Origin of the sequence: Nocardia sp. NPDC050710, from assembly GCF_040654375.1 — a bacterium.
Lineage (GTDB): Bacteria > Actinomycetota > Actinomycetes > Mycobacteriales > Mycobacteriaceae > Nocardia.
Window position 1 is genome coordinate 1 of the sequence record NZ_JBFAHV010000044.1, and the last position, 25,338, is coordinate 25,338.

Consider the following 25,338-nt stretch of genomic DNA (forward strand, 5'->3'; position numbering starts at 1 on the left):
TCACCCGCCACTGCTCCTCGCTCAACTCGTGCCTACGCACCACAACCGAGAATCAAAGCACATCAATCACACCAACTTTGAGGACGGACCCTAGCCGAATGGCGACAGCAAGCGCGCCATTCGGCACCACACAGAGGCGTTCGAGAACGGATGCAGTCCAACAGGACGGGCGGCTTCCAGCGGTGCCACCTGCCACTGCGAGAACAGCGCCACCTATCGCTGCGAGTCACACCGGAATGACTGAGCAACAACGGTGTTCAACAAACGTTTCGGAAAACGCACATCCCATGCTGCTTTCAACGTCTAGGTCACGGTGCCGTTGAGCCAGTCCAACGATTGCCCGTGCGCGCCCGCGTAGGCGAGCGGTTCGCCGTCGAGGCTGAGCGCGAACCGGCCACGAGTCCTGTTGGTCGGCTCAGGGAGTCGTGCGGCGACCGATGCAATGACACCTGCGCCCTCGTTGGCGATCCAATGACACTGAAGTTCGCGCACCGTCTGTTCGAACACACGTCGCGATTCCGGGTCGAGGTAGGCGAGCACGGCGCTCCCGAACACGACGGCGGTGGAATCCGGCGGGGCTGCAACGACCAGGTCCGCCACAGAGTCAACGAGGTCACCCGCGAGTATGTTCGGCGGATCCAGCCGAGCGATGGCGGCCGCGTCACGCAGTCGCTGCAGCCGATGCTGCTGCTCTGGCCAGACCAAGCTCTCGAGCCAGCGCATGTCGTCAACATCGTTGACGTCGAGGGGATTCAGATCCACGCCAGCCCGCCACACAACTGTCGGGAGTTCGATCGGCAGCGGTGGATTCCCAGATGTCGTGCAGGACAACACGACTGACGACACATCATCGACCGGGTCGATCGACATCCCGTTGTCATAGCGATAGCTGTAGCGGTCCGGATAGAGGCACAGTCCCGCCGAGGCGCCGACCTCGATCAGCGAGAGCGGTCCTGACAGTTGCGCTAGCACTGGAAGCAGGACGGCCGCACGCCCGGGCTCGTTGGTTTGGGTGCGCTGGACCAACGCCACTTCGGCTACGCGATCCCAGTGTTCGGTCAGCCAGGCTTTGAAGTCCGGGTAGTCCGATGGTTCGACACCGCGGTAGCGGGCCGCACCCAAGATTAGATTCGGTTGCCGTTTTTCTTGTGGCAACTGTTCTATCAGTGCGAGAACATCAGCGTCTCCGGCGATTCCGCGACACCACTGCTCGTAGCAGGGAGAATGGCCCCGAACCTCGTAGTCGCCGAAAAACTGGTAGAGCTCAGCTGTATTCAACGATCCCCCCGCACGGTTCCTCGGCGTCGGCAACCATGATCAAGTTGCCCCGGCTGAAGGTAGCAAAGGACTCTGATCACCCCACGCCGTGGAAAGCAGCATGGTGCGCAGCGTCATGTCTTGGAAACGGCCTGCGCCTCCACGGGATCGGTGAATCTCCGTCGTCCGGAACCGAAGTACCGGACATCGGCATCCCGATGGCGACGCGGAGGTCGACGTCACCCGCTCGCGTTGCAGTTGACAACGGCGTACAGGCCGGAAGCCGTCTGCTCCGCCTTGATCCTTCCGTTCACCGTGATCCGGCAGGTGATGTCGCCGAAACCGTTGCGCTGCACGTTCAGACCGGTGATCGGTGTCGCCGCAGTGTTGACGACCCGTTTCGACCACGGGAGTACGACGGCCACCTCCATTTGCAGACTGTTGTCTCCGCCGACGTAGGCGATGCTGTGGGCGCTCCCCGCTGTCGCGGTGACTTCGTACAGGACGGTCGCCGTTCCGGTCCGGATCTCTACCGGCGCCGCCAGCTCCCGCGCACCGGCGGAGTAGGCGGCATATCCGACGCCCATCGTCAGCACCCCGATACCGACGAGAAGCACGCAACCTATGACCACCGCGACGCTCGGGCGGTCGCGGAGCGACATGCGCCGGTTCGGGTCCGGCGGACCCGCGTCGGGCAGCTGCCCCGGCCACAATTGTTTCGATGCCGCCATCGATTCAGCGGGCGTCCGTGCCGGAGCCACCGATCTCGGCCGACCACCATCCAACTCTGGCCAACTGAACTCCTCCATCACCGCCATCCAACGATCGGACCTTAGGTGAACGCACCGGAGTGACTCGCCGTTTTCGGCCAATGCTGGGTCGTCGAACGACGAGAACGTTTCGCGGATATGCGTTTTCACAACTCTGTCCGCCCGGCGGGGGTCACGCGGCCGGCCGCCGCTGGTCTCCTATCAGGTCGCTGATCAATTCGCTTGGCACCAAATGCAATCCGTCGCGCTCGCGGGCTACTCCGGCGGCGGCATGGCCACAGCCTGGCCGCGGCGCTACAGCCCAGCTACGCACCGGATCTGAGCTCGCGGGTGTCGCGGCGGGCAGCATTCCCGCCGACCTGGAGCAGATTGCGCTCGGCGTCGGATTCGGTCCGCACCCCGGCCTCGGACTGGCCTTCGCGGCAGCGATGGGACTCGAGCGCGAATACACCCGTTCGACGCCGTTGCCGATGTCGTCGCATGGTATGGCCACGAAGGTGTACCACTCACCTTCGCCCGCTACCCGATCGCCGAGCATCTGACCACCGCGATCGCCAGATTGCCCGAGGCATGGAACTTCATCGAGGCCCGCTTCCGCGGTGATCCCGCCCCGGTCCGCTGCTGACCCGGCCTGCTCGGCCAGGCATTTCGACATCGCCGGAATGCGGTCAGCGCGCGATCGTCACCGCTGTTCCCACGAGTTCGTCGACTCCGGCGGCATCGACGAGCGCACGCTGTCGGCCGTCGCGCAAGTCCCGATCACGACGGCCGTCGTCGAGGCGAGCGCCGAGCAGATCCCGCGGGCCCCGGCCAGGCGCACGAAGTACTCGATATGGTGCAGCGCCTGCAATGTGCGAGCGGGCGCTACCGATTCGAGGAGATGGCGCTGGAATATCAGCTCACCCGGCCCGGACTCGGTCGCGAATATCTTGGTTCACTGCTCGACCCGTTGGACGATCACCCCGATCTGCTGGACATCCTGCGACCGCACATCGGCAACAATCTCAACCGGCAGCGCACCGCCCGACTGATGCACGTCCATACCAACGCCATCGATTATCGGCTGAATCGGCGCATTGATAGGGTTCGACCCCACTCAACCATCGGGCCTCTGGCATTTGCGGTCGGCTCTGGTAGCCCGCGCCTATCGAACGACGTGACCGCGGCGGGTCACTCCGCTGTCCGGCTGTGCATTCCGTAGGCCCGCGATACCGCGGCCGTCAATAACTCGAGTACTTCCACCATGTGGACGCCGTCCACCCGCACACCCGAAATGGTGTGGGACGCACTCGGTTCGACCAGACCGAAAGACGTCTGCACGCTTTCACGCACAGCGTGCTGGACCACCTCGATCGGTACTCCATCGCGCGCACCCTGCGCGGCCGCCAATTCCAGGCGGGCCAGCACGACACCCGATTCGTCGAGATCATCGAGTATCGCGATGGCCCGATCGAGTCCTTCGCGAAATGCCGCGGAGAAGTCGGCTCCAACCTGCCCGATGACGCACGGCCGACAGGGTGCCGATTCGGAATCCTGCGCGCTGTCCGCATTCATCGCACTCCCTCCGCCTGCGGCAACCTCGGTACCCGACGTTAGTGGCGGCGGACATCAGCATTCGTCCCGACGCCCCGACTCGAGCAAACGCCCGAATCGGGACGGACATCGTTTGTGATAAGTCCCAGTTCGGAACCGTCAGGCGGTGGCTCGCTCGTAAGCCTCGACAACTCCGGCGGCCACACGACCGCGAGCCGATACCGGATGGCCGTTCTGACGCGCCCAATCCCGAATAATGGCGCTGCGTTCACGATCGGCCGCCGAGGTCACGGGCAGAGTAGCCGACCGCTTCCTTCGGCCACCGGTGCGACGCGCCTTTTCCACCCACCGCGCCAGCGAACCGCGCAACTCGGTTGCGTTCGGAGTGGAAAGATCGATTTCGTAATCGGTGCCATCGAGCGAGAATTGAACGGTTTCGTCGGCGACGGAGGTCCCGTCATAGTCGTCGACCAGGGTGACGGTTACCTTCTCGGCCATAGAAGCCCCCTCGTGTCTTATTGCGCAACGTATTAGGTGTTTTCGCCGTGATGCTGTCAGCAGAATAGCGCGCGGGCGCGAACGGCTCGCGTTCAGCTCGACGGTTCAAACTATGTCATTGCCCACGTTGCGTCGACGACGGGGCTCCACGACGCGCCGATGTCTTCCCGATTCCGCAGCCCGCTACGGCACGGAGCGGCTGCGTACGGGCGCGATTTCGCGAGCCACGCGCTGACCGGATTCCACGGCGCCGTCCATATAACCCGCCCAGCGCGTAGCGGTTTCGGTGCCCGCCCAATGCAGCGGACCGACCGGCGCACGCAGCGCGGGACCGAAACGGGTCAGGGTCGACGGCGCGGTGAACGCGCCATAGCAGCCGCGGCTGAATTCCTCTTCGGCCCAGTCGCGTTCGATATAGGCGATCGGATGCCCGGCGCGCGGCCCGAAGTAACCGACCAGGTCGGCCACCACCCGATCGCGCCGGGCGGCGGGATCCATGCGGGCGCCGAGATCGGCGTGCCTGCCCTCCAGGAATCCGACGAGGACACCGGGCGCGCCACCGGGCGGGGTGTTGTCGAAGACGGTGCCCAGCGGGCGGTGGTCGCTATTGGCCTGTCCGCTGAATCCGTCGCGACGCCAGAACGGTTCATTGTAGGCGACATTGACCTTGATCACCCGGCCCATCGGCATGCGCTGTACCAACTGGTCTCGATCCCCGGGCAGGCCCGGGCTGAACCGGATCCGTGCGGCCAGCGGCGGCGGGACCGCGATCACCGCGTGGCGCGCCCGGACCGTGGCACCGCCCGCGACGACGCGCACACCGGGACCACCCCAGTCGATCTCGGCGACCGGCGCGTCGAGTACGATCCGATCGCCGAGTTCCTCGGCCATGGCCACGGCAATACGCTGCGAACCACCGACGATCCGATCCTGTTGCGCCCCACCCGCGGTATTGATCAGCGCGTCCACCCCTCCCGCCGCGCCCACGTAGAAGGCCGCCCACAGGGCGGACAGATCCGCCGGCTCCGCCGAGAACACCGCCTCGGTGATCAGCCGGAGGAAGGCGCGGCCGCCGGAGGTGTACGCGGTCCGCCGCACCCAGGTGTCGAAGGTCTGCGCGTCGAGCCGTTCGGCGTGTTCGGCCAGCCAGGGCTCGCGCGCCGCGACCCGGCGGGCCAAGCGATCCAGTCGCCACTGCGCCTGTGCGACGTCGGCGAGCGCAAGGGGGTTCAGTCCGGGAATTCGACCCCGGTATTCCGATCGGGACGTACCGATTTCGGCGATGTGACGCCCTTCGGTATGCGTGGGATAGGTGGCAAGGCCGAGCTCGCCGATCAGCCCGAGCACCCGGTCCTGTCCTGGCCCGACCCACTGTCCGCCGACCTCGATCGGCGCCCCGCCGGGGAGTTCGCCATTGAGCAGCCGTCCACCGACGCGGTCCCGCGCCTCGAGCACCAATACGTCGTGCCCGTCCCGGACCAGCTCACGGGCGGCCACCAGCCCCGCGATCCCGGCGCCCACGACTACGACGTCCACCGATTTCTCCATCACGACCACCTGATATACGCATTGTATCTGACATACACACTGTATGTGATATTCATAGCGCATGGAGTCGGTTCGGGAAAAATACGCGGAGAGCACCCGTCAGACGCTGCTCGACACCGCACTGCGACTCTTCGCCGAACGCGACTACGCGGATCTCTCGGCGGAGGAGCTGGTACGCACCGCCGGCCTCACCCGCGGCGCGCTCTACCACCATTTCGATGGCAAGCGCGGGCTCTTCGAAGCCGTGGTGAACGACCTGGAAACACAGGCGGCCCAGCGGATCCGCGAAGCCATCGGCACCACCTCGGATCCGTTCGAGCGCGCCGAGCGCGGCGTTGCGGAGTTCCTCGACGTCTGCGCCGAGCGCGACTATCGCCAGATCGTGCTGCTACAGGGCCCGATCGCGCTCGGCTGGCAGCGATGGCGCGAACTGGACCAACGCCACCTGGGTGGATTGGTCACGGACGCGGTGCGCGCACTGCTGGACGCCGAGCTGATCCGGGCGCACCCCGTCGAACTCCTCGCCAGCGCGTTCTACGGCGCCCTGACCGAACTCTCGCTGACCATCGCGGACGACGACGACCCTGACCGGGCCCGGGCCGCGGCCACCCGCCTGATCCGCGACCTCCTCGGCGGCCTCGGCACCAAACCGGCCTAGGACCGGACGGATTCGGTAGTGCGCGAGTCCCGGCCGCTGATCGTCGTGCACCCCAATATGATTCCGATCGGAACAGCGACCCGTGCCGAACCGACGCAGGCGCTCCGACGAAAGGTGCCGATGAACGACGGACGATCAGGTCGCCGAGCCTTCATGAAGGGTGCCGTCGCGGTGCCCGTCCTGGTCGGCATCGCGGGGCAGCCGATCTCCGCCGCCGCGACACCGGCGGGCGGTACGCTCGCCGGCGTCTACCACGTCGCCACCGCGGCGGCCTGCGGGCGATGGCATACGGTGGTCACCGATCTGTCGACCGGACAACCCCTTTCCGCGATCGACGACGACGGTGACTTCGTCATCGAGGCGGGCAGCGTGCAGAAGCTCGCGATCGCGGTGGCCGTCCTGAGCGAGGTCGACGCGGGCGCTTTCACCCTCTCGGACCGGCTGACCCTCACCGCGGACCATATCGCGCCGGGCAGCGGCATCTATCTCAACCAGGTCGCCTACGGCGACCAGCTCACCGTCTCGAATATCCTCACCGCCATGCTGCAGGTCTCCGATAACACCGCGGTGCGGCTGCTCTCGGAATTGCTCACCGGCGAACAGATCAACGAGATCCTGCAACGCCTGGGTTTCACCGCGACCCGGGTGGAGCCGATTCCGGGTGGGCGACGCTTCTACCTGGGCTACACCACACCGCGGGAGAACAACGACCTGCTCTATCGACTGATCACCGGGAAGCTGCTCTCCCCCGCCTCGACGGCCGCGCTACTGCGAATCATGACCTGGCCGTCGGTCGGATACACCGACGGTATCCGCCGGAACATGTCCTCGGCCGAACGCGCCAGGATCGGCACCAAACACGGTGCACTGGACGACAAACGGCACGAGACCGGCCTGGTATTCGACCGGAACGGCGCGCCGCTGCTGGTCTATTCCTATTTCGCCGACCAGGTGCCCGATCCCGATAATTACGGCGCGACCAACCCCGTCGTTACCGCACACGCGACCCTGGGTCGGACCATGCTCGACGCCTACGACCTGCTGTCCCCGCTGGGCGCGGCCATAGATCCGCGGGTGGCCGCGCTGTCCCACTCCGACGGCGGTCACGGCTGATAGTCGGCCGTTCGGGCCGGGTGATGATCACCGCCGGGCACGGGTCGGTGTTCTAGACTCGAGCCGTGCCGGTCTCCTCGTCACCCGAATCACCGCCCCTCGGTGGTAGGCAGGCGCGGTGGCAGCCGCATAACGATCGGCGACGGGAACGCATCGTGCAGGCGATGATCGAACTGCTCGAGGAGGGGCCCGCCGGGGCCGAGGTCCCGATGCCACAGCTCACCGAGCGGGCCGGATTCTCGAAATCGGTGGTGTACCGGCAGTTTTCCGGCCGCGACGAGTTGGACCGGCGAACCAGGACCGCCATCTGCGAACAGTTCACCGATACGCTCGACGCCGCACTCGACATCTCCGACGGCTCGATCCACGAAATCCTGCACCGCACCATCGGCGCGGTGGTCGACTGGATCGAACGACACCCGCGCCTGCACGATTTCCTGCGGCGCGGACCCGCCGTCGGCGACGCCGATGATCTCGATGCGATGAGCAGCCTCAAAACGACCATCGCCGCCCGGACCCGCCTGCTCGTCTCCGGGCTCGCCGGAGTCGTCGGGGTGGTGGACGAGCCGGTGGTCGACACGATGACCTTCGCCATCGTGTCGATGACAGAGGCCTCCGTCACCCGTTGGTCGCACGATCCCGAACCGGCGCTAGGCCGGGACCGGCTGGTCGCCGAACTCGCGAACTACGCGTGGAGCGTCCTCGACGGAGTCGCCCGGGCCCACCGGCTCGTTCTCGATCCCGACCAGCCACTGCTGACCGTGCTGAACCAGCTGGCCCCGGCCGACAGCTGATCGGCGCTCAGGCGACCGCTCGCCTCCCCCGCTCGGGTTCGCTGCGGTAGCGCGACGGCGGACCATCGATATGCAGCATCGACCACAGTCGCTTCGTGACCGGATTCAGCAGCCCGAGTTCGCCCGCGAGTTTGCGCACATCACCGAAGTAGCCCGCGAGGATCCGCCGCTGCTCCGGCCCACTCCAGAACGCCTCCCGCATCACCTCTTCCGGGATATCGAAGCGTTCGGCGAACGATTTCGGCGGCGCCATGATCTCCCCGGCCAGCCAGCGCATGGCGAGCGGAAAGGCCAACGCGGAGACGGCCTTACCCGGCAGTCTCATGCGTTCGATATGGGCCTCGAGGAATTCGTTGGCGAAGGAGATATGCCTGGCCTCCTCGGCGATATGAATCTCCATGGTGCGCAGCACCGCCGGGGGTATGTTCCCGCCGTCGCGGATGATCGCCTTCTGGTAGTGGTCGATCGGCTCCTCACCGCCGAGGATGCCGATGAACAGGATGACATGCGCGTATCCGCCCGCGACACCGATGAACGGCGACAGTGCCCGGAAAAGCGGTCGCATCCCCGGCACGTCCACCCCGATCCGATTCACCAACTCCTGGAACATCTGGATGTGGTTGCACTCTTCGGTCATCTCGTGCAGGCAGTACCGGAACTCGGGCGCCCCGTTCGGCAGCTTCATGATGTACTGCATCATTCCGCGGATCAGCACGCTCTCGAAGGCCGCGCCGACCTTGATCACATTCGCGGTGCGCCACTTGCCGATCTCGATCTGCCGTTCGATCGGCAGCTCCCGGTACCACCGGGTCGCGCCGAGCGGGTCGAACTCCGGGGACAGGACCCAGCGTGGATCACACGGATCGATCGCGAATTCCGGTCCGTCCCAATCGATATCCACATACGGATCGAAATTCCGGTGCACCGACCCCTCCGACAGGGTCGACAGCGTCTCCCGATAGCCCTCGTCGAACAGTTCGGTGCGAACCGATTCGGACAGCGTCATCGATGCCTCCTCGTTCCGGCCGGCGACAGTGTCGGCGGCGGTGCGCAACTCCGCGCGGGCACCCAGAATATCTGGGACTCACGGTCCCAGACAATACCTAGGGGCGAACGGACGCGACCCCGAGGTCGGTTCCACGTGGACGACGGCGCACAGAGCGCGGCCGTTCACCAGCCGGGATTGCCGAGGACCGGGATATTGATCCAGCTCGGGCGGTTCGGGTCGAGTTCGAGGTGTTGGGGCGCGAGCCCGCTTTCGTTCAGCAAGGGCCGCAATGGAAGTCCGCGCGGGAGATTGAGGGCGAAGATGTCGACACGCAGTCGGTGGCCGGGTAGCAGGACACCGTCGGTGGCGGGCAAGCCGATATCGACCGTCGTGGGTTCGCCGGGAACCATCGGCTGGCGGGTGGCGAGGGTGAGGATGGGATAGGGGTCGGTGTAGTCGCCATTGGGCGAGCGACCGGACTTGGCGTCGTCGACCATCCGAAGCGACGCCTGGAGTTGCCCGCTGGTCCAGACGGTCGAACGACCGTCGGGGGCGACGTCGTTGACGGTCACCGACCAGTAGCCGTCGGTGGCGTCGAGGACCGTATTCAGGTGGGCGGCAATGGGTCCGGAGATCACGGTCGGTTCGGCGACCGGGGCGCTGGTGAAGGTCAGCGCCTCGGCCTCGCTGATGCGAGCGTCCTTGGCGCAAATATCCAGCGCGGCGGTGGCGCCCGCGGTGCCGGTGGCCGAATCACGGGAGCACAGGCCGAGCAGACCGGGCGCGACGGTGAGGCGCGCGGGTCCGGCGGGAGCGGCGGCCAGCGTGCCGTCGTGCACGCTACGCGCGGTGCCCGAGGACGCCGCATCGAAGTACAACCGCCGGTAATCGGCTCCGGCGCGCGGGAATTCGGCGCTACTGGACCAACCGCCGCCCTGCTGCCACATGGTCACGTCATCGTAGGAGTCGATGCCGTTGTCGATATCCTTCAGCCATCTGTCGAACCACGCGCGCTGCAGCACATCCAGCCGCGGCGGTCCGCCGGGTAGGCCGAGACCGCTGCCGGTGGTGAGGTGGTAGGTATCGCCCATGATCAGCTTCTTCTGACCGGCGGGGACATCGACCGCGTTGAAAACCCGGGGCGAGGAGTACGTGAAGATATCGTGCCAGCCGCCGTAGACGAAGGTGGGAATATCGATCCGCTCCGGATGCCCGAGCCAGGCATTGCGGATCGGGGTGCCGTCCTGGAGCAGGCTCACCAGATTCTCGGGAATCTCGTCGACGCTGGGCACCGTCAGTGCCGCGATCAGATAGTGGAAGAAGGTCATCGGGTCCTGCACCCGATCGGCCAACCACTTCCAGTCGAAGGTGCCGGTGAGCACGGACTGCACATCCGGAATCAGCTTGGTGCCGTTGACCGCGAGCAGCCACAGCGGCAGGAAGCCGACACCGACGCCGCCACCGGTGGCGGCGATATCGCGCAGCAGGTCGCTGCCCGGCACGATCGGGAAGATGGCCCGCAAGGCGTCCGGACGGCGCTCGGCGGTCTGCAATTGGTTGATGGCCGAGTACGAGATGCCGTTCATTCCGACCTTGCCGTTCGACCAGGATTGGCCCGCGGCCCAATTCACGACTTCGACGCCGTCCTGCTGTTCGCGCTCCCCGAAAACCTGCCAGATCCCTTGGGAGAACCCGGTTCCACGGACATCCACGACTACCTGGGTGTATCCGCTCTGCACGAGTTTGCGATCCACCCCGAAGGCGCGGCCGACACCGGCGGGCAGCGCCTTGGTCATCTCGGTGATGCCGCCAAGGCCCAGTCCCGAGAGATCGAAGTTGCGGAACAGGTCCATCAGCGCATCACCGAGCACCGGAGTGCTCAGTGCCGAATCCGCGAGATTCGAGGTGAGTTTCGTATACGGGGTCAGGTTGACGATGGTCGGCGTCTGCTCGTCGATCGCCCGGCCCGCGGCATCGGCGGGCCGGTACACATTCCCCTTCAAGACGGTGCCGTCGCTCATGGCGATCGGCACATCCCAGTCGATATGCACATTCGGATAGACGCGTGGCCCATCGTGTGTCGCGGTCCACTGCGCACCGAGCGCGCCCCCGTCCGGCTCCGCCTGCCCGTATTGCGCCGACACCAGGCCGGTACTGATCGCAACAACCGCCACCACCCCGGTGGCAGCCATCCGGACAAGACGACGCCGTCTGTTCATGATTCCCCGCTCAATTCGGCGTCACCTTCGACACCGCCTGCCTTACTGGCGGGTAACTGTAACCGCGCGCACAATCCGGGGCAACAGTTGTCTGGGTCACGTCCCGCTTCGGCGACGGAACCCGAGCATGTCCAGGAAACCGTCGAGCTGAAGTTCGAACAGCTCGTCCCGATCGGCAAAGGTATCGGGGCCGTACTGATCGAAGACGTCGAAGGTGACCGCGCCGAACAGCGCGGGCCAGACGGTGACGCCGCGGGCGAGCAGCCAGTCCGGTACGTCGAGCGCGAATTCGTCCCGGATGGCGGCGAAACTCGCTGCGAGCGCACCGGATACACGCGGCAGCGGGTCGGGCGGAGTGAGCAGTCCGCGGGCGTAGGCGCGGGCGAAGAGAGTCTGCATGGCGACAATGACCCGGGTGCCGGGCGCGGTGGTCTGCTCCGCGGGTGCGTCGTAGCCGGGCACCGGCGTGCCGAAAAGTAGCCCGTAGCGGGCGGGTTCGGCGCGCGCCCAGCCGAGCACGGCGCGGCCGAGCACCCGCAGCTGTTCGGTCGGATCGTCGGGGGCCGCCTCGAGCGCGGCGTCGACGGCATCCCCGAGCGCGTTGTATCCGTCCACTACCAGCAGCGTCAGCAGTTCGTCGCGGCTGCGGACGTAGCGGTAGACGGCCGAGGAGACGACGCCGAGGTCGCGGGCGACAGCGCGCAGCGACAACGCCGCGGCACCGTCGGTTGCCAAGTGTTCGCGTCCGATCCGAACGATGTCCTCCATGGTCTGGGCGCGGGCGCGGGCGCGAGGTGTTGTCGGCATACCGACACCATGCTCGCCCATGAGAGCGATGTCAACTATTGAGAGCACTGCTCTTGACTTTTATGCACACCCGGCGCATGCTGATGTTCATAGAGAGCACCGCTCTCGAATAGTTGGGGTCGCCACCGACAGGGCGGCCCAGCCAGCGTCGGGACCTACCCGGGAAAAGAGGCTTCACCATGTCCGAGCTGCACATCGTCACCGGAGCGGGCCCGGTCGGCACCACCGTCGCCGAACAACTGGCCGCCGCGGGCCGTCGGGTCCGCATACTCACCCGATCAGGTAGCGGACCGGACCACCCGCTGATCGAGCGTCGCCGGGTGAATGTGTCCCAGGCGGAACAGCTTTCGGGACAGTTCGACGAGGCGACGGCGGTCCACCACTGCATTCACGGTTCGCGCTATGCCGCGAAGGTCTGGCGGGCCGAGCTCCCCCGGGCCGAGCGGGCGGTCCTGGACGAAGCGGGCCGAGTGGGGGCGGTGGTGACATTCCCGGAGAGCCTCTACTCCTACGGCCGGGTGAGCGGCCCCATCACCGAAAACTCACCGCGCACCGGCGATTTCGGCAAGCCAGCGGTGCGGGCCGAACTGCTGCGCGCCCGTGACGCGCATACGACCCCGACGGTGAGCGTCGCCGCCGCGGACTTCCTCGGCCCGTATGTGCGCAGTGCGCTGGTGGGCGAGCAGGTCTTCGCGGCGATCCTGGCGGGCACATCCGTCAAGGCGTTCGGCAAGCTCGACCTTCCCCATTCGGTCACCTATGTCCCCGACCTCGCCGCCGCCATGATCCGCGCCGCCGCGGACGAATCCGTCTGGGACTCCGTTCTGCACGCGCCTACCGCGCCCGCACGTACCCAGCGCGAGATCTACGGGGCCATCGCCGCCGCCGCAGGCGTTCCCGAACCGAAGATCATGGCCGCACCGGTCGTGTTGATGCGGATGCTCGGGCTCGGCAGCGAGCTCATGCGCGAACTCGCCGAGATCGGCTACCAGCTCGATCGCCCGTTCGTGCTCGACTCGACGGCGAGCGAAGCCGCACTCGGCATGGCACCCACTCCCCTCGATCAGGCCATCTCCGAAACCGTCGCATGGTGGAAGACCCAACTCTGACCGGCGCCACCATGCCGCTGCCCGCCGCGACCGCCCGTTGTGAAGCGGAACCTACTGGGGAGTAGTGTTACCTCAGTCACTGGCGACACGATCGAGGAGTTCCACATGGACCAGCGGGCGACGGATTTCGACGTACTCATCGTCGGTTCGGGGTTCGGCGGCAGCGTCACGGCACTGCGGCTGGTGGAAAAGGGTTACAGGGTGGGCATCTTGGAGGCCGGGCGACGCTTCGCCGACGACGAGCTACCCCGGACCAGCTGGGATCTGCGCAAGTTCCTATGGGCGCCCGCACTGGGCTGCTATGGCATCCAGCGCATCCATCTGCTGCGCGATGTGCTGATTCTCGGCGGCGCGGGTGTCGGTGGCGGATCGCTGAACTACGCCAACACCCTCTACGTGCCGCCGGAGCCGTTCTTCCAGGACGCGCAATGGCGTGACATCACCGACTGGCGCGCCGAACTCACCCCGTATTACGAGCAGGCGCAGAAGATGCTCGGCGTGGTCCGCAATCCGCATATGACCCCCGCCGACGAGGTATTCAAGAAGGTCGCCGACGATATGGGCGTCGGCGATACCTTCGTGCAGACACCGGTCGGTGTGTTCTTCGGCGAACCCGGAAAGACCGTGTCCGACCCCTACTTCGGCGGCGTCGGCCCCGAACGCACCGGCTGCGTGGAATGCGGCGACTGCATGGTGGGCTGCAAGTACGGCGCCAAGAACACCCTCGTCAAGAACTACCTGTACCTCGCCGAACTGGCCGGGGCACAGGTAGTTCCGATGACCACGGTGACCGGGCTCCGGCCGCTGCCGGACGGCACCTGGGACGTATCGACCGCCCGCACCGGCGCATGGGTGCGCAAGCAGCCCAAAACCTTTACCGCCGCACACGTCGTCCTCGCGGCGGGCACCCGGGGCACCCAGAAGCTGCTGTTCGCGATGCGCGACCAGGGGGTGTTGCCGAAGCTGTCGGACCGCCTCGGCGTGCTCACCCGCACCAACTCCGAATCGATCGTCGGCGCCGCGACCAGGAAGGTCACGCCCGGTGTCGATTTCACCAAGGGTGTCGCCATCACCTCGTCGATCCACCCGACCCCGGACACCCATATCGAGCCGGTTCGCTACGGCAAGGGCTCCAATGCCATGGGCCTGTTGCAGACGCTCATGGTGGATGGCGGTGGCCGGATCCCACGCTGGCTGCGATTCCTCGGCCTGGTGCTGCGTCACCCGATGCAGCTGATCACCTTCCTGAGCACCAAGAACTGGAGTGAGCGCACCATCATCTCGCTGGTGATGCAGCACCTCGACAACTCGATCACCACCTACACCAAGCGGGGGCTGTTCGGTCGCAAGCTGACCAGCAAACAGGGCCACGGCGAACCGAATCCGACCTGGATCCCGGTCGGCAACGACGTGACCCGGCGGGTCGCCGACCAGATCGGCGGCATCGCGGGCGGCAGCTGGGGCGAGATCTTCAATATCCCGCTCACCGCGCACTTCCTCGGCGGCGCCGCGATCGGCGCGGATGCCGAGCACGGTGTGATCGACGCCTACCACCGTGTCTACGGCTATCCGACGCTCAGCGTGGTGGATGGCGCGGCGGTCTCGGCGAACCTCGGGGTGAATCCGTCGCTCACCATTACCGCGCAGGCCGAACGGGCCGCGGCGTACTGGCCGAATAAGGGCGAGCAGGACACCCGGCCACCGCAGGAGACCGGGTACCGGCGTATTTCGCCGGTGGCCCCGGCGCAGCCGGTGGTGCCCGCCGGTTCGCCCGCGGCGCTGATGCTGCCGATCGTGCAGATCCGCAGCACCGCCGAGGAGGCACCCGCCGCCGGGTGATACCGATCCCGCCCCACCGAGTTCCCCACGTACTGCCGCGAAAGTCGTTGCAGTAGGGTCGTTTCCCGTCGCATGCCCGGACACGGCGGAAACGAGCGGAAATTCGTATGGCGCGATTCACGAAGTTCATGGCGCTGGCCGCGGTGGCGGTGATCGGCGCGGTTCCGATCGCCGCTCCCGCTCTCGCCCAGCAATCGCCCGGGCGGCAGAGCAATCCGGAATACGCGCCGACCATGCTGGTGCTCGACGCCTCCGGCTCGATGCTCGCCGCCGACCCCGGCGGCGGCACCAAAATAGACGCGGCCAAGAACGCGGTCCGCACATTCATCGGTGCCGCGCCCGCCGCATCGAAGGTCGGACTCTCGGTCTACGGCACCGGAACCGGATCCACCGATGCCGAAAAGACCGCGGGCTGCAAAGACGTGAAGGTACTGCGCAACGCCGAGACGATCGACCGGCCCGCACTCACCTCGGCGGTCGACGGCATCACGCCGAGCGGATACACACCGATCGGCGCCGCGCTGCGGACCGCCGCCCAGGCACTTCCGAAAGACGGACCACGGTCGATCGTCCTGGTCTCCGACGGGCTGGACACCTGCGCACCACCCGACCCGTGCGAAGTCGCCCGCGAACTGAACAAACAAGGCAATCAGATCGTCGCGCACGCCATCGGATTCGGCGTCGACGACGCCTCCCGCGCCCAACTGACCTGTATCGCCCAGACCACCGGCGGCACCTACACCGACGCCGCCGACGGCAAAACCCTCGAACAGGTCCTCCCCCGTGTCACGACCACCGCGCTGCGTACCTACGCACCCGCCGGTATCCGTATCGAAGGCGGCACCGACTACCGCAGCGCGCCGGTGACCTCGCCCGGCCAGTATCTGGACACCATCGGCCATAAGCGGCAACGCTTTTACGCCATCGATGTCCCGGCTGGCGCGACCGCCTACTTCAGCGGCACCGCAGCCTTCCCGCGCGGCGACAACGCCCTGTTCGCCAATAACCGCCTCGATCTGCGGGTCTACGGGGCCGACGGCCAGGACTGCCATACCAGTGAAAGTGCGATGGCGACCAGGTCCTCCGACGGTGTCGCGCTGACCGTTGCCCGCGTATGGAAAGGCGCGGCCCAGGCGAAGACCGGTAGTCCCAGCGAGGACAAATGCAGGGGCGGCGGACGCTACTATTTCGGCCTGGAATGGGCCTATGTCGCCGATGGGGCACCCGAGCGGGTGCCGCTCGAACTGATCGCGGGCATCGAGCAGTCCGTCGCGGATCCCGGGCCCGCGGCGGCCACGGCACAGGCGACCTTCACCGCGCCGAGCGGTCCCGCGGTGCCGGTGACCGGCGGCGGATCGTTCACCGTGGCGGCCGAACTCCCCGCCTCCGGCGTCTACGCCGATACCCTGCGACGCGGCGAATTCGTCTTCTACCGAGTGAAATTGGACTGGGGTCGTGGCCTGGCGTACCGGGTCCGCTTCCGAGAGACGACCGGAGTCGGCAGCGGAGCCGTATCGAATATCAACACCACGCTGTATTCGCCGTTCCGGTCGGAACTCTCCTCCGATGGCACCGCCTACACCGGCACCCACGAGGTGTTGCCGACCAATAAGTCCGCGCTCGCGACCGTCCCCGTCCGGTATCGCAACCGGGAGACCGGGGACGGCCGGGCTGCGGGCCAGTCGGTCGACGGCTGGTACTACATCGCCGTCAAACTCAGCCCTGCCGTGCTGACCGGCGATCCCACCGCGGCACCGGTGCCGATCGAACTGGAGCTCGCCGTCACCGGGACCGCCGAACCGGGGCCGCGATATCAGGACGGCGGCGCAGGAGTCGGGATTTTCGGCGAGCAGAAGCCGCAGACGGGGCCCGACGTGGGTGCGAGCACCGTCGCAGTGCCCTCGGACACCGATGATCCCGAGACCGGCAACGCCGTGGTCGTGGCCGGTGTGGCCGCCGGAGTCGTGGGGGCGGCAGCCTGCGTGGTCATCGTGCTGGTACGACGGCGGCTATCTCGGTAGCGGGGGTCGGCGCACCGATTTGCGATACTCGTTCCGAGTATTCACTTGATTATTGCGACGCCCGTTGCAGTAAGGTCTCTTTCGCCGCATTGTGTCGATGCGGCGGGAGAGAAAACGGGGAGTTTGGTCAGCGTGTCGCGACTCGCAAGAAGTATCGGCGTGGTCTTGGTGGGGGTGATCGGCCTCCTTCCGGCCGCGCCCGCCACGGCCGAGGAATCGCCTGGGCAGCAGAACAATCCGGAATACGCGCCGACCATGCTGGTGCTCGACGCCTCCGGCTCGATGCTCGCCGCCGACCCCGGCGGCGGCACCAAAATAGACGCGGCCAAGAACGCGGTCCGCACATTCATCGGTGCCGCGCCCGCCGCATCGAAGGTCGGACTCTCGGTCTACGGCACCGGAACCGGATCCACCGATGCCGAAAAGACCGCGGGCTGCAAAGACGTGAAGGTACTGCGCAACGCCGAGACGATCGACCGGCCCGCACTCACCTCGGCGGTCGACGGCATCACGCCGAGCGGATACACACCGATCGGCGCCGCGCTGCGGACCGCCGCCCAGGCACTTCCGAAAGACGGACCACGGTCGATCGTCCTGGTCTCCGACGGGCTGGACACCTGCGCACCACCCGACCCGTGCGAAGTCGCCCGCGAACTGAACAAACAAGGCAATCAGATCGTCGCGCACGCCATCGGATTCGGCGTCGACGACGCCTCCCGCGCCCAACTGACCTGTATCGCCCAGACCACCGGCGGCACCTACACCGACGCCGCCGACGGCAAAACCCTCGAACAGGTCCTCCCCCGTGTCACGACCACCGCGCTGCGAAACTACGCACCCGCCGGTATCCGAATCGAGGGCACGCCGAGCTATCGCAACGCGCCGCAGGCCACGCCCGGACAGTACCTGGACACCATCGGGCAGAAGCAGCCGCGCTACTGGTCGGTCGACGTGCCCGAGGGCGCGACCGCCTACTTCAGCGGGACCGTCTCCTTCCCACGTGGTGGCGACGCGCTCTTCGCCAATAATCGGCTCGATCTGCGGATCTACGGCGCCGAGGGCCACGACTGCCACATCTATGAAAATGAGCTGGCCACCCGCTCGACCGACGGCGTCGCCCTGACCGTCGCCAAGGTGTGGACCGGTGCGGCACAGGCGAAAACGGGCAGTGCGAGCACCGATAAGTGCCGTGGCGGTGGCCGCTACTACTTCAGCCTGGAGTGGGCCCACGTCGCCGATAACGCGCCCACGCAGCTGCCACTGGAACTGAACGTCGGCATCGAGTCGGCGGTCTCCGACGGCGGCCCTGCCGCGCAGTCCACCGAGACCGCGTTCACGACGCCGGGCGGACCTGCCGCACCCGTTACCGGTGGCGGATCGTTCAACGTGGCGGCCGCACTGCCCGGATCCGGCCTCTACACCGACACCCTGCAACGTGGCGAATTCGTCTTCTACCGTGTGAAATTGGACTGGGGCCAAGCGTTGGCCTATCGCGTGCGCTACGCGGCGACGCCGGACCGCGGCAGCGAATACGTCTCCAATGTCAACACCACGCTGTACACGCCGTATCGCTCGGAGCTCGACGACGACTTCGCGGCTTATACGGGCACCGAGACCGTGCTGCCGTCCAATGAACCCGCGCTCGCGACAGTTCCCATTCGCTACCGCAATCGTGAAGCGGCTGATAACAAGGTCGCCGCGCAGTCGGTCGCCGGCTGGTACTACATCGCCGTCAAACTCAGCCCGGCGCATGCCGAGAAGAGCAAGGCGGGACCGGTGTCGATCGAACTGGAGCTGGCGGTGACCGGCAATCCGGAGTCCGGCCCGACGTACCGGGGTGGCACTGACCGCGTCGGAACCTTCGGGGAGAACGGCAAACCGGCGAATCATGCGGGCGGCGCCCATGACAGCACCCAGGCTTCCGGCGCTACCGATTCCAGCGACAACTCGCCGATCGTGTGGGTCGCGACCGCCGTGATCGTGGTCGGCGTCGTGGTCGGCGCGATCCTGATCGTTCTGCTGCTCCGCCGGCGCGGCACCCGCTGAATTCCTCGAACGACGAAATACCTTGCGGGCCCGATGGTTTCGACCATCGGGCCCGCATGCACATATGTTGACGATCGACTATGCCCGACGGCGATCAAACGACGGCCGGACGACTACCTGCCGTAGTCGCACCCGAACTGCTGCCGTATGCGAACGCTGCCTTCTCCGCCATGACGCTGATCGCGATCTTCGCCCGGAAACGGATGGACAATAGCGCCTCGTCCTCCCCGCGCGGCGTGTCCGCGAACACCTGGCGATGGGACGTGAATAATCCGTGCGATGACACCAGGGAAGCTGCGCCGCAGGTCTGTGCTGGGACTTCTCGCGAGTGTGCCACTCGGGGCGGCATCGCCGGGGCGGGCCTCGGCGGTGGAGCCACCGGCGTCGGCGATGCGCTACACCATGGCCGCCTTCACCAATGGCAGCGAAACCGACTTGTACGTCTACGAATCCGGCGATGCGACCACGTACCGGCTACTGCGTGGTCCGGCGTACCGACCATCCGCTGGATTGATGCGAGACCCGAGCATCTTCCGCACCGTCGACGGCGTCTACTACCTCACCTACACCGCGTCCGGCGACGGCCGGATCATCGGCTTCGCGCATAGTACCGATCGCCTCACCTGGACACACCTGTACAACTTCACCGTCCCGCTGCCGAGGGTGGAGGCGACGTGGGCCCCCGAATGGTTCATCGACGACCGAGGCCACATCAATGTCATCGTCTCGCTTTCCTGCGGACACGGTTTCACACCGCACCTGATGACCGCCGCCGATACCTCACTGCGATCGTGGAGCGCGCTCACACCCATGGTCGGCCTCGCACCGAACCCGTTCGACCCGTCCTCACTCGGCTATATCGACACCACCGTGGCGCAGCACGCCGACCGGTACTTCGCATTCGCCAAGAACGAAAACACCAAATACATCGAACTCGCCGTCGCTCCCCACCCACTCGGCCCGTATCTCTTTATCGGTGTAGGCGATTGGGCAGGCTGGGGTGCCCCGCGAGAAGGCCAATCGATTATCCGGTTACCCGGCGACGGCTGGCGCATCTACTTCGACGCCTACACCGAAGGCAAATACTTCTACAGCGACAGCTACGACAGCTTCCGCACGTGGACCGTACCGCGGGAACTCCCGGGACTGTCCGGAATCGTCCGCCACGGCACTGTCTTTCCCGAATCCACACCACAGCACGTCGAGTAAGAACGGGTCTTCGCCCGCTGCCGCGACAGCACGACCCGGAATCGACATCGTGGCAAGCAACATGCCGTCGACCCCGTGTTCAGCTCCTCGGACGAACCCGATGGCCTTGGTTCTGTCATGACCTGCATTTCAGCCGGGGCAGCGGATGTCGCCTTATCGCTGTGGTTGAGGCGCCACGTGAGTGGTGGCCGAAATCGACCGCCGAGGGGACGATGGTCTGGTTGGCCGACGATCGCGTACCGAAGAGAAGTCGCCGTGGCAAATTGGCGGGCGGACGATGAGTATGCCCAGATGCGGGCCGCGGGCATCGACGGGTTGCAGGGTTGGGTCCGCACGCGTTTCCCGGAGGGCGCGACTGGACAGTGGTGGATGGGTATGTTCATGACCGCCGAGAACGCGATCCGAACGGAGCGTCCACGCGACGACCTGTTGATGTTGAGGCATTCGTCGCGAAGTCGGCCGTTGAACGATTCGATGTGGCCCGTGCGCCAGGGCTGGCCGGGTGGGATGAACGCCAACCCGACCCGCTCACCGGCCCAGTCGGCCATCGCCTGGCAGCCGGTTCGGGTACGTTGTCGCTGCCCCAGCTACCCGGCCATGCGTGGCCCGCTCGAGGACACCCACCGGGACTTACCAGCCGTGCACCGCCACGCCGCGTACCCGCAGCGCACTGACTATGCTGCGCCACTCCTCGTTGTCCTGGGCCTTGGCACCGTTGAAGATCACCAGCTCGGTCAGCGCGGGCAGAGCGGCGATAACACCGACGTCGCGATTCTGGATGCCCGCATCCAGTCCGAGGCGCTGTAGCCTGGTCAACCCGGCAAGCGGGGCGAGACTGGTGGCCTCGACCATCGAGTTGAGATCGAGATCTTCGAGCGCCTCGCAGTAGGCGATCCCGTCCAGGTTCGTGATCGAGAAATGCCTGCCGAAGTGCCACCACCCGGGGTACAGCTGATAGACCTCACGGTCGCCGTCCAGACACAGGTCAGTCACCTGTGCCAGATCCTTCGAGGTCAACGGGAGGGTGAGCAGAAACCGTTCCAGCTGTGGCAGGTAGTCGATACCGAGCTGCTCGATGATCTCGTCCCAGGCCGGGCCACCGGCCGATGCCTGGTAGGCGGCGTATTCCTCCCCCAGAGACGATAGCCACCAGTAGTCTTCGAGCCGAGCAGTGTACACCTCGTCGAGCAGCGCGAGCCGAAGGTTGCGGTCAGCCAGTTCGATGGTCGCCATGAGCGAAGCGTACGGCTCCGGAGCCCCCGATCAGGCAGCGTTCCAGCGCCCGAGACGAGTCGGGGCGGGTTGTCGCGACAGCCCCGGTCAGCCCTTGCCCGTCGCGCCACCTTGCCCGGTAACCCACGCCGGATCGCCGTCATACCAGAGCGGCTCCGAGCGCGTCGACGACTCGGGTCGCGCCGCGCCGGGATCGAAGGTCCGCTGCGAGATCTATTCCGCCGCACTCCGATTCGCGGGGCCGTCGGAGAAATCAATCTAATTTGATCATGAAATCCGCGTCCAGAATGAAGATCAAATTGCGTTACCACGGCAAAATATTCTGTTAGCGCATTATTAACGGTGATTAATCGCACAATAAGAGAAGTGGATTTACAGATCTCTTTTCCATAACGTTGCTGTTGCACGCCGTGATGGCGTCGTTATCCATCCGTGAAAGGAACCTCAGTACATGTTCTCTCGCAAGGCCCTGGCCGCCGCCGCCACCGTCTCTGCCGCCGCCCTGTTCTTCGGCCCGGTCGCGATGGCCTCTGCCGCTGACTCCGCCTCCACCGGCTCGGCCTCGGGTTCGGCCGACGGCGGCTCGTCCACGGGTTCGGCCGGCTCGTCCTCCGGTTCCGCCATGCTCGACTCCGGCAGCTCGGCCTTCGACGGCGGCACCTCCGCCATCGTCAACATCATCGATGCGATCACCGGCATCAGGGACCTGAACCAGCCCCAGCCCGCCGCCTGATTCGGTCTCGGTAGAGCACCGCTTCGTCCGTGTCGCCCCTCGGGGCTCGGATTGCCTTTGCGCCGCAACGCTACGCCTGAGCGAGCGTGCATTTTGCAGCGAATTTGCCAGAATTGAATCGTTCATTCGCCGCGTCGGAGTAGGCGCGGCGGGTGAACACTGGTGATTCCGTTTGCCTGCCAAAGAGATAGTACTCTGCACTGTGCGTGCGCGGTTTCGATGAACACCAGTTTCGTGCCGTCCGGCGAACTCGCCGGACGGGATGAAGTTTCCGGTTCGTCAGTGATGAACAGATACCCGCCGCAATCGCGCGCCCCCTCCAGCCACCTCGAAGACGTGTGGCAGCAACCGCACGGCTCAGGTGAGCTTCATAGCCTGACCTCGCAACTACCAGGATGCGGCTGGGGAGTCGGGTAGTTGCGTGACCTGGACAGTCTCCGAAGATACGTGGAAAGGCATGCCCGGCAAATAGTCATGCGCCAGGCGGGTGACCCGCTCGGCGTTGGCGGTCCTGGTGGCTGGAAAGCCATGTGGATCGGGAGTCTGCGGGTCGAAGTTCCAGTCGTCTTCCCAGCGCATCGTTCCATGAAACTCGTAGTAAATGCGGTCCGGGTGCACCGTTTCCGCAGGGCGCGAGGAGTGGCCCGGCCAGGAGGGGAGCCTGCCGCGCACCTGCGACCGCAGCTCGATCCCGGCGGCTTGCTCTGGTGTCAGCGCGCTTCCGAAACGGGCCGTGATCGTTCCTTCGATGAACGCGGTGAATGCACCGAGCGAAGGAAGGTCATCGTCGCAGACCACGACAGCACTGGTACGCACCGGAGCAGTCGCGTCGCGGGCCCGCGCGGCCGGCCCGGTCAGTGCCTGCTTGATACGCTCGACCTCTCTCCAGTGGGAACTGCCCAGAATATTGAGGTGATTGCTGCCGGGCCGAATCACCTGCGTCATCCGCTGGCGATCCAGAGCGAACGGCGCACCCCCACCGAAAACATAGTGCCGGGTCAGTTCGCGATGCAGCGGATTGTCATACGCATGGGCAGCGATCTCGGCGAGTACGCGGTCAAGGACGTCAGAGGCGCGGGGAATCAGGTAATGGCCAGGCGGGCGGCGCAAGTACGACGGCGGGGTGGGATCGCCCGCCCGCACCCGAACCCCCGGCCGGACCGCTGGGTCCTCCTGAGGTGATGGCCCATCGCGCTGAATCGCTAACGGGCGCAACCGCTGCGCGAGATCAGCTGCCGCGGCATTTCCCGCCGTCCGTTGCAACGCAAGGAGGCGCTGGCGAACCCCCTGCACCGCTGGCTCCGCCCGCATTTCCCGCGGCCCGGGTCTACCCACGCGATCGGCGCCCGGCCGCCCCACTGCCCATTCCATACTTCCTATTAGAGGCACAGCCGGTGCGGCCCACCGGACGATAGTGCCTACATTGCTCGTCCTGACTGCACTTTCGGGCAATCTCGGCTCACCGCCGGACTATTCCGAGTGTGCCAGCCGCCCCGATCAGGCAAGGTCCCAGATCTCAGCAGTTGACGGGCGCAGGCTCTCCGCGAACCCGACCGTCGAGCCACTGCAATACCGCGGGAGCGCCCGCGACCGCCGCGGACAAATGCTCGACCGAGGGCACCCGCAGCGTCTGCAACCGCACCCCCGCCGCGCACCAGCGGCGGTCGGTGTTGTTGATGGCGTCGACCGGAATCAACGGGTCGGTCGGTGAATGCCATTCGAATATCGGTATTTCCGGCACCCCGCCGTAGAGCTCCAGACTGTTCTCCTCCACCACCGACCGGGCCTCGGGCCTGTCGAAGATCGAGGAGTTGGTGACGTACTCGCGAGCGCTGCCGTTGGCGCCCATGACGAGGATGGTGTTGGTGCAGCTGTTGGCCATGGCGTCACGAAGTGCGAGGCCACGCGGGTTGAGATACGCGCTGACGGGCACCCGGTCCGGATACTCCCGCTCCAGACCGATCGCCGTCGCCATGGCGAGCCCGAAGGCCGGGTGCGGGTCCAAGCCCAGCGCCTCCGCCATCGTCACCAGGTTCACCGGGACGCCGCCGATGGCCGCGCCCGCGAGCTCCAGCTCAGGTGCGTACGACGGCTGCAGCGCTGCCGCCCATGCGGTGGCCATGCCGCCACCGGAGTAGCCGGTCATCACCACTGGGCTGTGCTGCACGGCGAGTTCGGGCAGCCGTTTCACCGCCCGGATGCCGTCCAATACGATCTGCCCACCCAAACGCGCGGCGCCCATGGCGAACTCGGGTCCGAGATGATCCGGCAGTGCGACACTCCAGCCCTGCGCCAGCACCACGTTCAAAATTGGCGTCGTCGCCACCAGATTCAGATCGCTGTTGTACAGCATGTGCGATACCCCGCAGCCGGTGCCGAGCGCATTGATGAAGTGCTGATACGACAGCAACGGTCCGTCGGGCCGATGGCCGAAGGGGGTCAGGATCGTGGTAGTCGCCGCGATCGGCGCACCGTGCGAATCGGTGGACCGGTACTTGACCAGTGTGACGGTGGCGCCGGGAAAGAGGGGCAGCGGCGGCTGCGCCCGCATGCCGAGCACGTCACCGGGTCGGTGTGCCGCTAGATCCGCCGGGGCGGCGTAGAACGGGTCCGGATCGGAATGTGGGTACAGCGGTTCCGCGCTTGCCGTCGTCGCCAGCAGCAGCGCGAGTGCGGCACCGCCGAATGCACTGAGGACTTGGGGCCAACCGCTGCCCCGGCTACCGAGGAACGCACGAAACGGACGCTTCACGACCTTGACCTCCACGGGTTGTGCGGGCATTCGTCGACCAACCAGGCGGTATTCAAGCGCTACCGCCAGCAAACTACCAGCGACACACCGAAACGAGGGCTGAATGCACGAAAAATGACACTGCGCAGCCGATGTGGTCCCAAGCCCGTGACACTTACACCGCTCTAGCCAACGGTCCGCATCACCCCGCGGCGGCGTGGAGTCGGACCGG

Annotated in this window: 21 protein-coding genes and 3 pseudogenes; 11 read left to right on the plus strand and 13 right to left on the minus strand. The window is 66.1% G+C overall.

The genetic code is table 11. From position 1 onward, the window contains the following. Nucleotides 1-303 precede the first annotated feature (303 nt). Together AB0H61_RS38250 and AB0H61_RS38255 are read right to left on the minus strand one after the other, a co-directional pair. Nucleotides 304-1,311: a DUF2332 domain-containing protein gene (locus AB0H61_RS38250; protein WP_357313645.1), complete on the minus strand. Its 1,008-nt coding sequence runs from the start codon at nt 1,309-1,311 to the stop codon at nt 304-306. Between the two features lie 185 nt (nt 1,312-1,496). After that, a complete protein-coding gene (locus AB0H61_RS38255) occupies nt 1,497-1,988 on the minus strand; it encodes an MmpS family transport accessory protein (protein ID WP_357313647.1) in 492 nt (163 codons plus the stop codon). Between the two features lie 280 nt (nt 1,989-2,268). On the opposite strand from AB0H61_RS38255, the pseudogene AB0H61_RS38260 reads away from it, so the two are divergent. Both AB0H61_RS38260 and AB0H61_RS38265 read left to right on the plus strand, forming a co-directional pair. Beyond that, a pseudogene (locus AB0H61_RS38260) lies at nt 2,269-2,652 on the plus strand (lipase family protein); the annotation flags it as partial. Nucleotides 2,653-2,761: 109 nt separating this feature from the next. Then, a pseudogene (locus AB0H61_RS38265) lies at nt 2,762-3,187 on the plus strand (helix-turn-helix domain-containing protein); the annotation flags it as partial. Between the two features lie 10 nt (nt 3,188-3,197). On the opposite strand, the gene AB0H61_RS38270 reads toward AB0H61_RS38265, so the two are convergent. The 3 genes from AB0H61_RS38270 to AB0H61_RS38280 form a co-directional block, all read right to left on the minus strand. Next, on the minus strand, nt 3,198-3,581 hold the full coding sequence (locus AB0H61_RS38270; RefSeq protein ID WP_357313649.1) for a hypothetical protein: 384 nt from the start codon (nt 3,579-3,581) through the stop codon (nt 3,198-3,200). A 138-nt stretch (nt 3,582-3,719) separates the two neighbouring features. Beyond that, the gene (locus tag AB0H61_RS38275) at nt 3,720-4,058 is read right to left on the minus strand and encodes an Lsr2 family protein (protein ID WP_357313651.1); all 339 of its coding nucleotides are present in this window, start codon (nt 4,056-4,058) and stop codon (nt 3,720-3,722) included. Nucleotides 4,059-4,241: 183 nt separating this feature from the next. Then, nucleotides 4,242-5,606 carry a flavin monoamine oxidase family protein gene (locus AB0H61_RS38280; protein ID WP_357313653.1) on the minus strand — a complete coding sequence of 455 codons (1,365 nt, stop codon included), beginning with the start codon at nt 5,604-5,606 and terminating at the stop codon, nt 4,242-4,244. Nucleotides 5,607-5,667: 61 nt separating this feature from the next. On the opposite strand from AB0H61_RS38280, the gene AB0H61_RS38285 reads away from it, so the two are divergent. The 3 genes from AB0H61_RS38285 to AB0H61_RS38295 all read left to right on the plus strand — a co-directional run bounded on the left by AB0H61_RS38285 (nt 5,668) and on the right by AB0H61_RS38295 (nt 8,171). Next, a complete protein-coding gene (locus AB0H61_RS38285; protein WP_357313655.1) occupies nt 5,668-6,264 on the plus strand; it encodes a helix-turn-helix domain-containing protein in 597 nt (198 codons plus the stop codon). Nucleotides 6,265-6,384: 120 nt separating this feature from the next. Then, nucleotides 6,385-7,377: a serine hydrolase gene (locus AB0H61_RS38290; RefSeq protein WP_357313657.1), complete on the plus strand. Its 993-nt coding sequence runs from the start codon at nt 6,385-6,387 to the stop codon at nt 7,375-7,377. Nucleotides 7,378-7,442: 65 nt separating this feature from the next. Continuing rightward, on the plus strand, nt 7,443-8,171 hold the full coding sequence (locus AB0H61_RS38295) for a TetR/AcrR family transcriptional regulator (RefSeq protein WP_357313658.1): 729 nt from the start codon (nt 7,443-7,445) through the stop codon (nt 8,169-8,171). A gap of 7 nt (nt 8,172-8,178) precedes the next feature. On the opposite strand, the gene AB0H61_RS38300 is transcribed toward AB0H61_RS38295, so the two are convergent. From AB0H61_RS38300 to AB0H61_RS38310, 3 genes are all read right to left on the minus strand, one after another. Next, nucleotides 8,179-9,177, minus strand: a complete 999-nt coding sequence (locus AB0H61_RS38300; protein WP_357313660.1) for a diiron oxygenase — start codon at nt 9,175-9,177, stop codon at nt 8,179-8,181. A 164-nt stretch (nt 9,178-9,341) separates the two neighbouring features. Beyond that, nucleotides 9,342-11,351: a CocE/NonD family hydrolase gene (locus AB0H61_RS38305; RefSeq protein WP_357313661.1), complete on the minus strand. Its 2,010-nt coding sequence runs from the start codon at nt 11,349-11,351 to the stop codon at nt 9,342-9,344. Nucleotides 11,352-11,474: 123 nt separating this feature from the next. Then, nucleotides 11,475-12,185, minus strand: a complete 711-nt coding sequence (locus AB0H61_RS38310; protein ID WP_357313663.1) for a WHG domain-containing protein — start codon at nt 12,183-12,185, stop codon at nt 11,475-11,477. A 179-nt stretch (nt 12,186-12,364) separates the two neighbouring features. On the opposite strand from AB0H61_RS38310, the gene AB0H61_RS38315 reads away from it, so the two are divergent. The 4 genes from AB0H61_RS38315 to AB0H61_RS38330 all read left to right on the plus strand — a co-directional run bounded on the left by AB0H61_RS38315 (nt 12,365) and on the right by AB0H61_RS38330 (nt 19,200). Further along, nucleotides 12,365-13,294 (plus strand): NAD-dependent epimerase/dehydratase family protein, encoded by a 930-nt coding sequence (locus tag AB0H61_RS38315; RefSeq protein WP_357313665.1) that lies wholly within the window; start codon nt 12,365-12,367, stop codon nt 13,292-13,294. A gap of 105 nt (nt 13,295-13,399) precedes the next feature. After that, complete coding sequence (locus AB0H61_RS38320) at nt 13,400-15,133, plus strand: GMC family oxidoreductase (protein WP_357313667.1); 1,734 nt, start codon at nt 13,400-13,402, stop codon at nt 15,131-15,133. Nucleotides 15,134-15,240: 107 nt separating this feature from the next. Continuing rightward, nucleotides 15,241-17,154: a VWA domain-containing protein gene (locus AB0H61_RS38325; RefSeq protein WP_357313669.1), complete on the plus strand. Its 1,914-nt coding sequence runs from the start codon at nt 15,241-15,243 to the stop codon at nt 17,152-17,154. A 132-nt stretch (nt 17,155-17,286) separates the two neighbouring features. Next, nucleotides 17,287-19,200 carry a VWA domain-containing protein gene (locus tag AB0H61_RS38330; protein WP_357313671.1) on the plus strand — a complete coding sequence of 638 codons (1,914 nt, stop codon included), beginning with the start codon at nt 17,287-17,289 and terminating at the stop codon, nt 19,198-19,200. Between the two features lie 94 nt (nt 19,201-19,294). Here the strand turns inward: AB0H61_RS38330 and AB0H61_RS38335 are convergent, their stop codons facing one another. Continuing rightward, nucleotides 19,295-19,450 (minus strand): hypothetical protein, encoded by a 156-nt coding sequence (locus tag AB0H61_RS38335; RefSeq protein ID WP_357313673.1) that lies wholly within the window; start codon nt 19,448-19,450, stop codon nt 19,295-19,297. A 29-nt stretch (nt 19,451-19,479) separates the two neighbouring features. On the opposite strand from AB0H61_RS38335, the gene AB0H61_RS38340 reads away from it, so the two are divergent. Further along, a complete protein-coding gene (locus AB0H61_RS38340; protein ID WP_357313675.1) occupies nt 19,480-20,409 on the plus strand; it encodes a glycoside hydrolase family 43 protein in 930 nt (309 codons plus the stop codon). Nucleotides 20,410-20,837: 428 nt separating this feature from the next. Here the strand turns inward: AB0H61_RS38340 and AB0H61_RS38345 are convergent. Both AB0H61_RS38345 and AB0H61_RS38350 read right to left on the minus strand, forming a co-directional pair. Further along, a pseudogene (locus AB0H61_RS38345) lies at nt 20,838-20,960 on the minus strand (integrase core domain-containing protein); the annotation flags it as partial. A 79-nt stretch (nt 20,961-21,039) separates the two neighbouring features. Beyond that, the gene (locus AB0H61_RS38350; RefSeq protein WP_357313677.1) at nt 21,040-21,642 is read right to left on the minus strand and encodes a hypothetical protein; all 603 of its coding nucleotides are present in this window, start codon (nt 21,640-21,642) and stop codon (nt 21,040-21,042) included. 451 nt (nt 21,643-22,093) lie between these two features. Here AB0H61_RS38350 and AB0H61_RS38355 point away from each other — a divergent pair, with 451 nt between their 5' ends. Then, nucleotides 22,094-22,375: a hypothetical protein gene (locus tag AB0H61_RS38355; RefSeq protein WP_357313678.1), complete on the plus strand. Its 282-nt coding sequence runs from the start codon at nt 22,094-22,096 to the stop codon at nt 22,373-22,375. Between the two features lie 387 nt (nt 22,376-22,762). Here the strand turns inward: AB0H61_RS38355 and AB0H61_RS38360 are convergent, their stop codons facing one another. Both AB0H61_RS38360 and AB0H61_RS38365 read right to left on the minus strand, forming a co-directional pair. Continuing rightward, on the minus strand, nt 22,763-23,668 hold the full coding sequence (locus AB0H61_RS38360; protein WP_357313680.1) for a hypothetical protein: 906 nt from the start codon (nt 23,666-23,668) through the stop codon (nt 22,763-22,765). 223 nt (nt 23,669-23,891) lie between these two features. Further along, nucleotides 23,892-25,157 (minus strand): lipase family protein, encoded by a 1,266-nt coding sequence (locus AB0H61_RS38365; RefSeq protein WP_357313682.1) that lies wholly within the window; start codon nt 25,155-25,157, stop codon nt 23,892-23,894. Nucleotides 25,158-25,338 lie beyond the last annotated feature (181 nt).

Excerpts from the sequence above, each read along its gene's own strand:
- AB0H61_RS38255 (WP_357313647.1), bottom strand. The coding sequence starts at position 1,988 with ATGGCGGCATCGAAACAATTGTGGCCGGGGCAGCTGCCCGACGCGGGT.
- AB0H61_RS38270 (WP_357313649.1), bottom strand. The coding sequence starts at position 3,581 with ATGAATGCGGACAGCGCGCAGGATTCCGAATCGGCACCCTGTCGGCCG.
- AB0H61_RS38275 (WP_357313651.1), bottom strand. The coding sequence starts at position 4,058 with ATGGCCGAGAAGGTAACCGTCACCCTGGTCGACGACTATGACGGGACC.
- AB0H61_RS38280 (WP_357313653.1), bottom strand. The coding sequence starts at position 5,606 with ATGGAGAAATCGGTGGACGTCGTAGTCGTGGGCGCCGGGATCGCGGGG.
- AB0H61_RS38285 (WP_357313655.1), top strand. The coding sequence starts at position 5,668 with ATGGAGTCGGTTCGGGAAAAATACGCGGAGAGCACCCGTCAGACGCTG.
- AB0H61_RS38290 (WP_357313657.1), top strand. The coding sequence starts at position 6,385 with ATGAACGACGGACGATCAGGTCGCCGAGCCTTCATGAAGGGTGCCGTC.
- AB0H61_RS38300 (WP_357313660.1), bottom strand. The coding sequence starts at position 9,177 with ATGACGCTGTCCGAATCGGTTCGCACCGAACTGTTCGACGAGGGCTAT.
- AB0H61_RS38305 (WP_357313661.1), bottom strand. The coding sequence starts at position 11,351 with ATGGCTGCCACCGGGGTGGTGGCGGTTGTTGCGATCAGTACCGGCCTG.
- AB0H61_RS38310 (WP_357313663.1), bottom strand. The coding sequence starts at position 12,185 with ATGCCGACAACACCTCGCGCCCGCGCCCGCGCCCAGACCATGGAGGAC.
- AB0H61_RS38315 (WP_357313665.1), top strand. The coding sequence starts at position 12,365 with ATGTCCGAGCTGCACATCGTCACCGGAGCGGGCCCGGTCGGCACCACC.
- AB0H61_RS38320 (WP_357313667.1), top strand. The coding sequence starts at position 13,400 with ATGGACCAGCGGGCGACGGATTTCGACGTACTCATCGTCGGTTCGGGG.
- AB0H61_RS38325 (WP_357313669.1), top strand. The coding sequence starts at position 15,241 with ATGGCGCGATTCACGAAGTTCATGGCGCTGGCCGCGGTGGCGGTGATC.
- AB0H61_RS38340 (WP_357313675.1), top strand. The coding sequence starts at position 19,480 with ATGACACCAGGGAAGCTGCGCCGCAGGTCTGTGCTGGGACTTCTCGCG.
- AB0H61_RS38350 (WP_357313677.1), bottom strand. The coding sequence starts at position 21,642 with ATGGCGACCATCGAACTGGCTGACCGCAACCTTCGGCTCGCGCTGCTC.
- AB0H61_RS38355 (WP_357313678.1), top strand. The coding sequence starts at position 22,094 with ATGTTCTCTCGCAAGGCCCTGGCCGCCGCCGCCACCGTCTCTGCCGCC.
- AB0H61_RS38365 (WP_357313682.1), bottom strand. The coding sequence starts at position 25,157 with ATGCCCGCACAACCCGTGGAGGTCAAGGTCGTGAAGCGTCCGTTTCGT.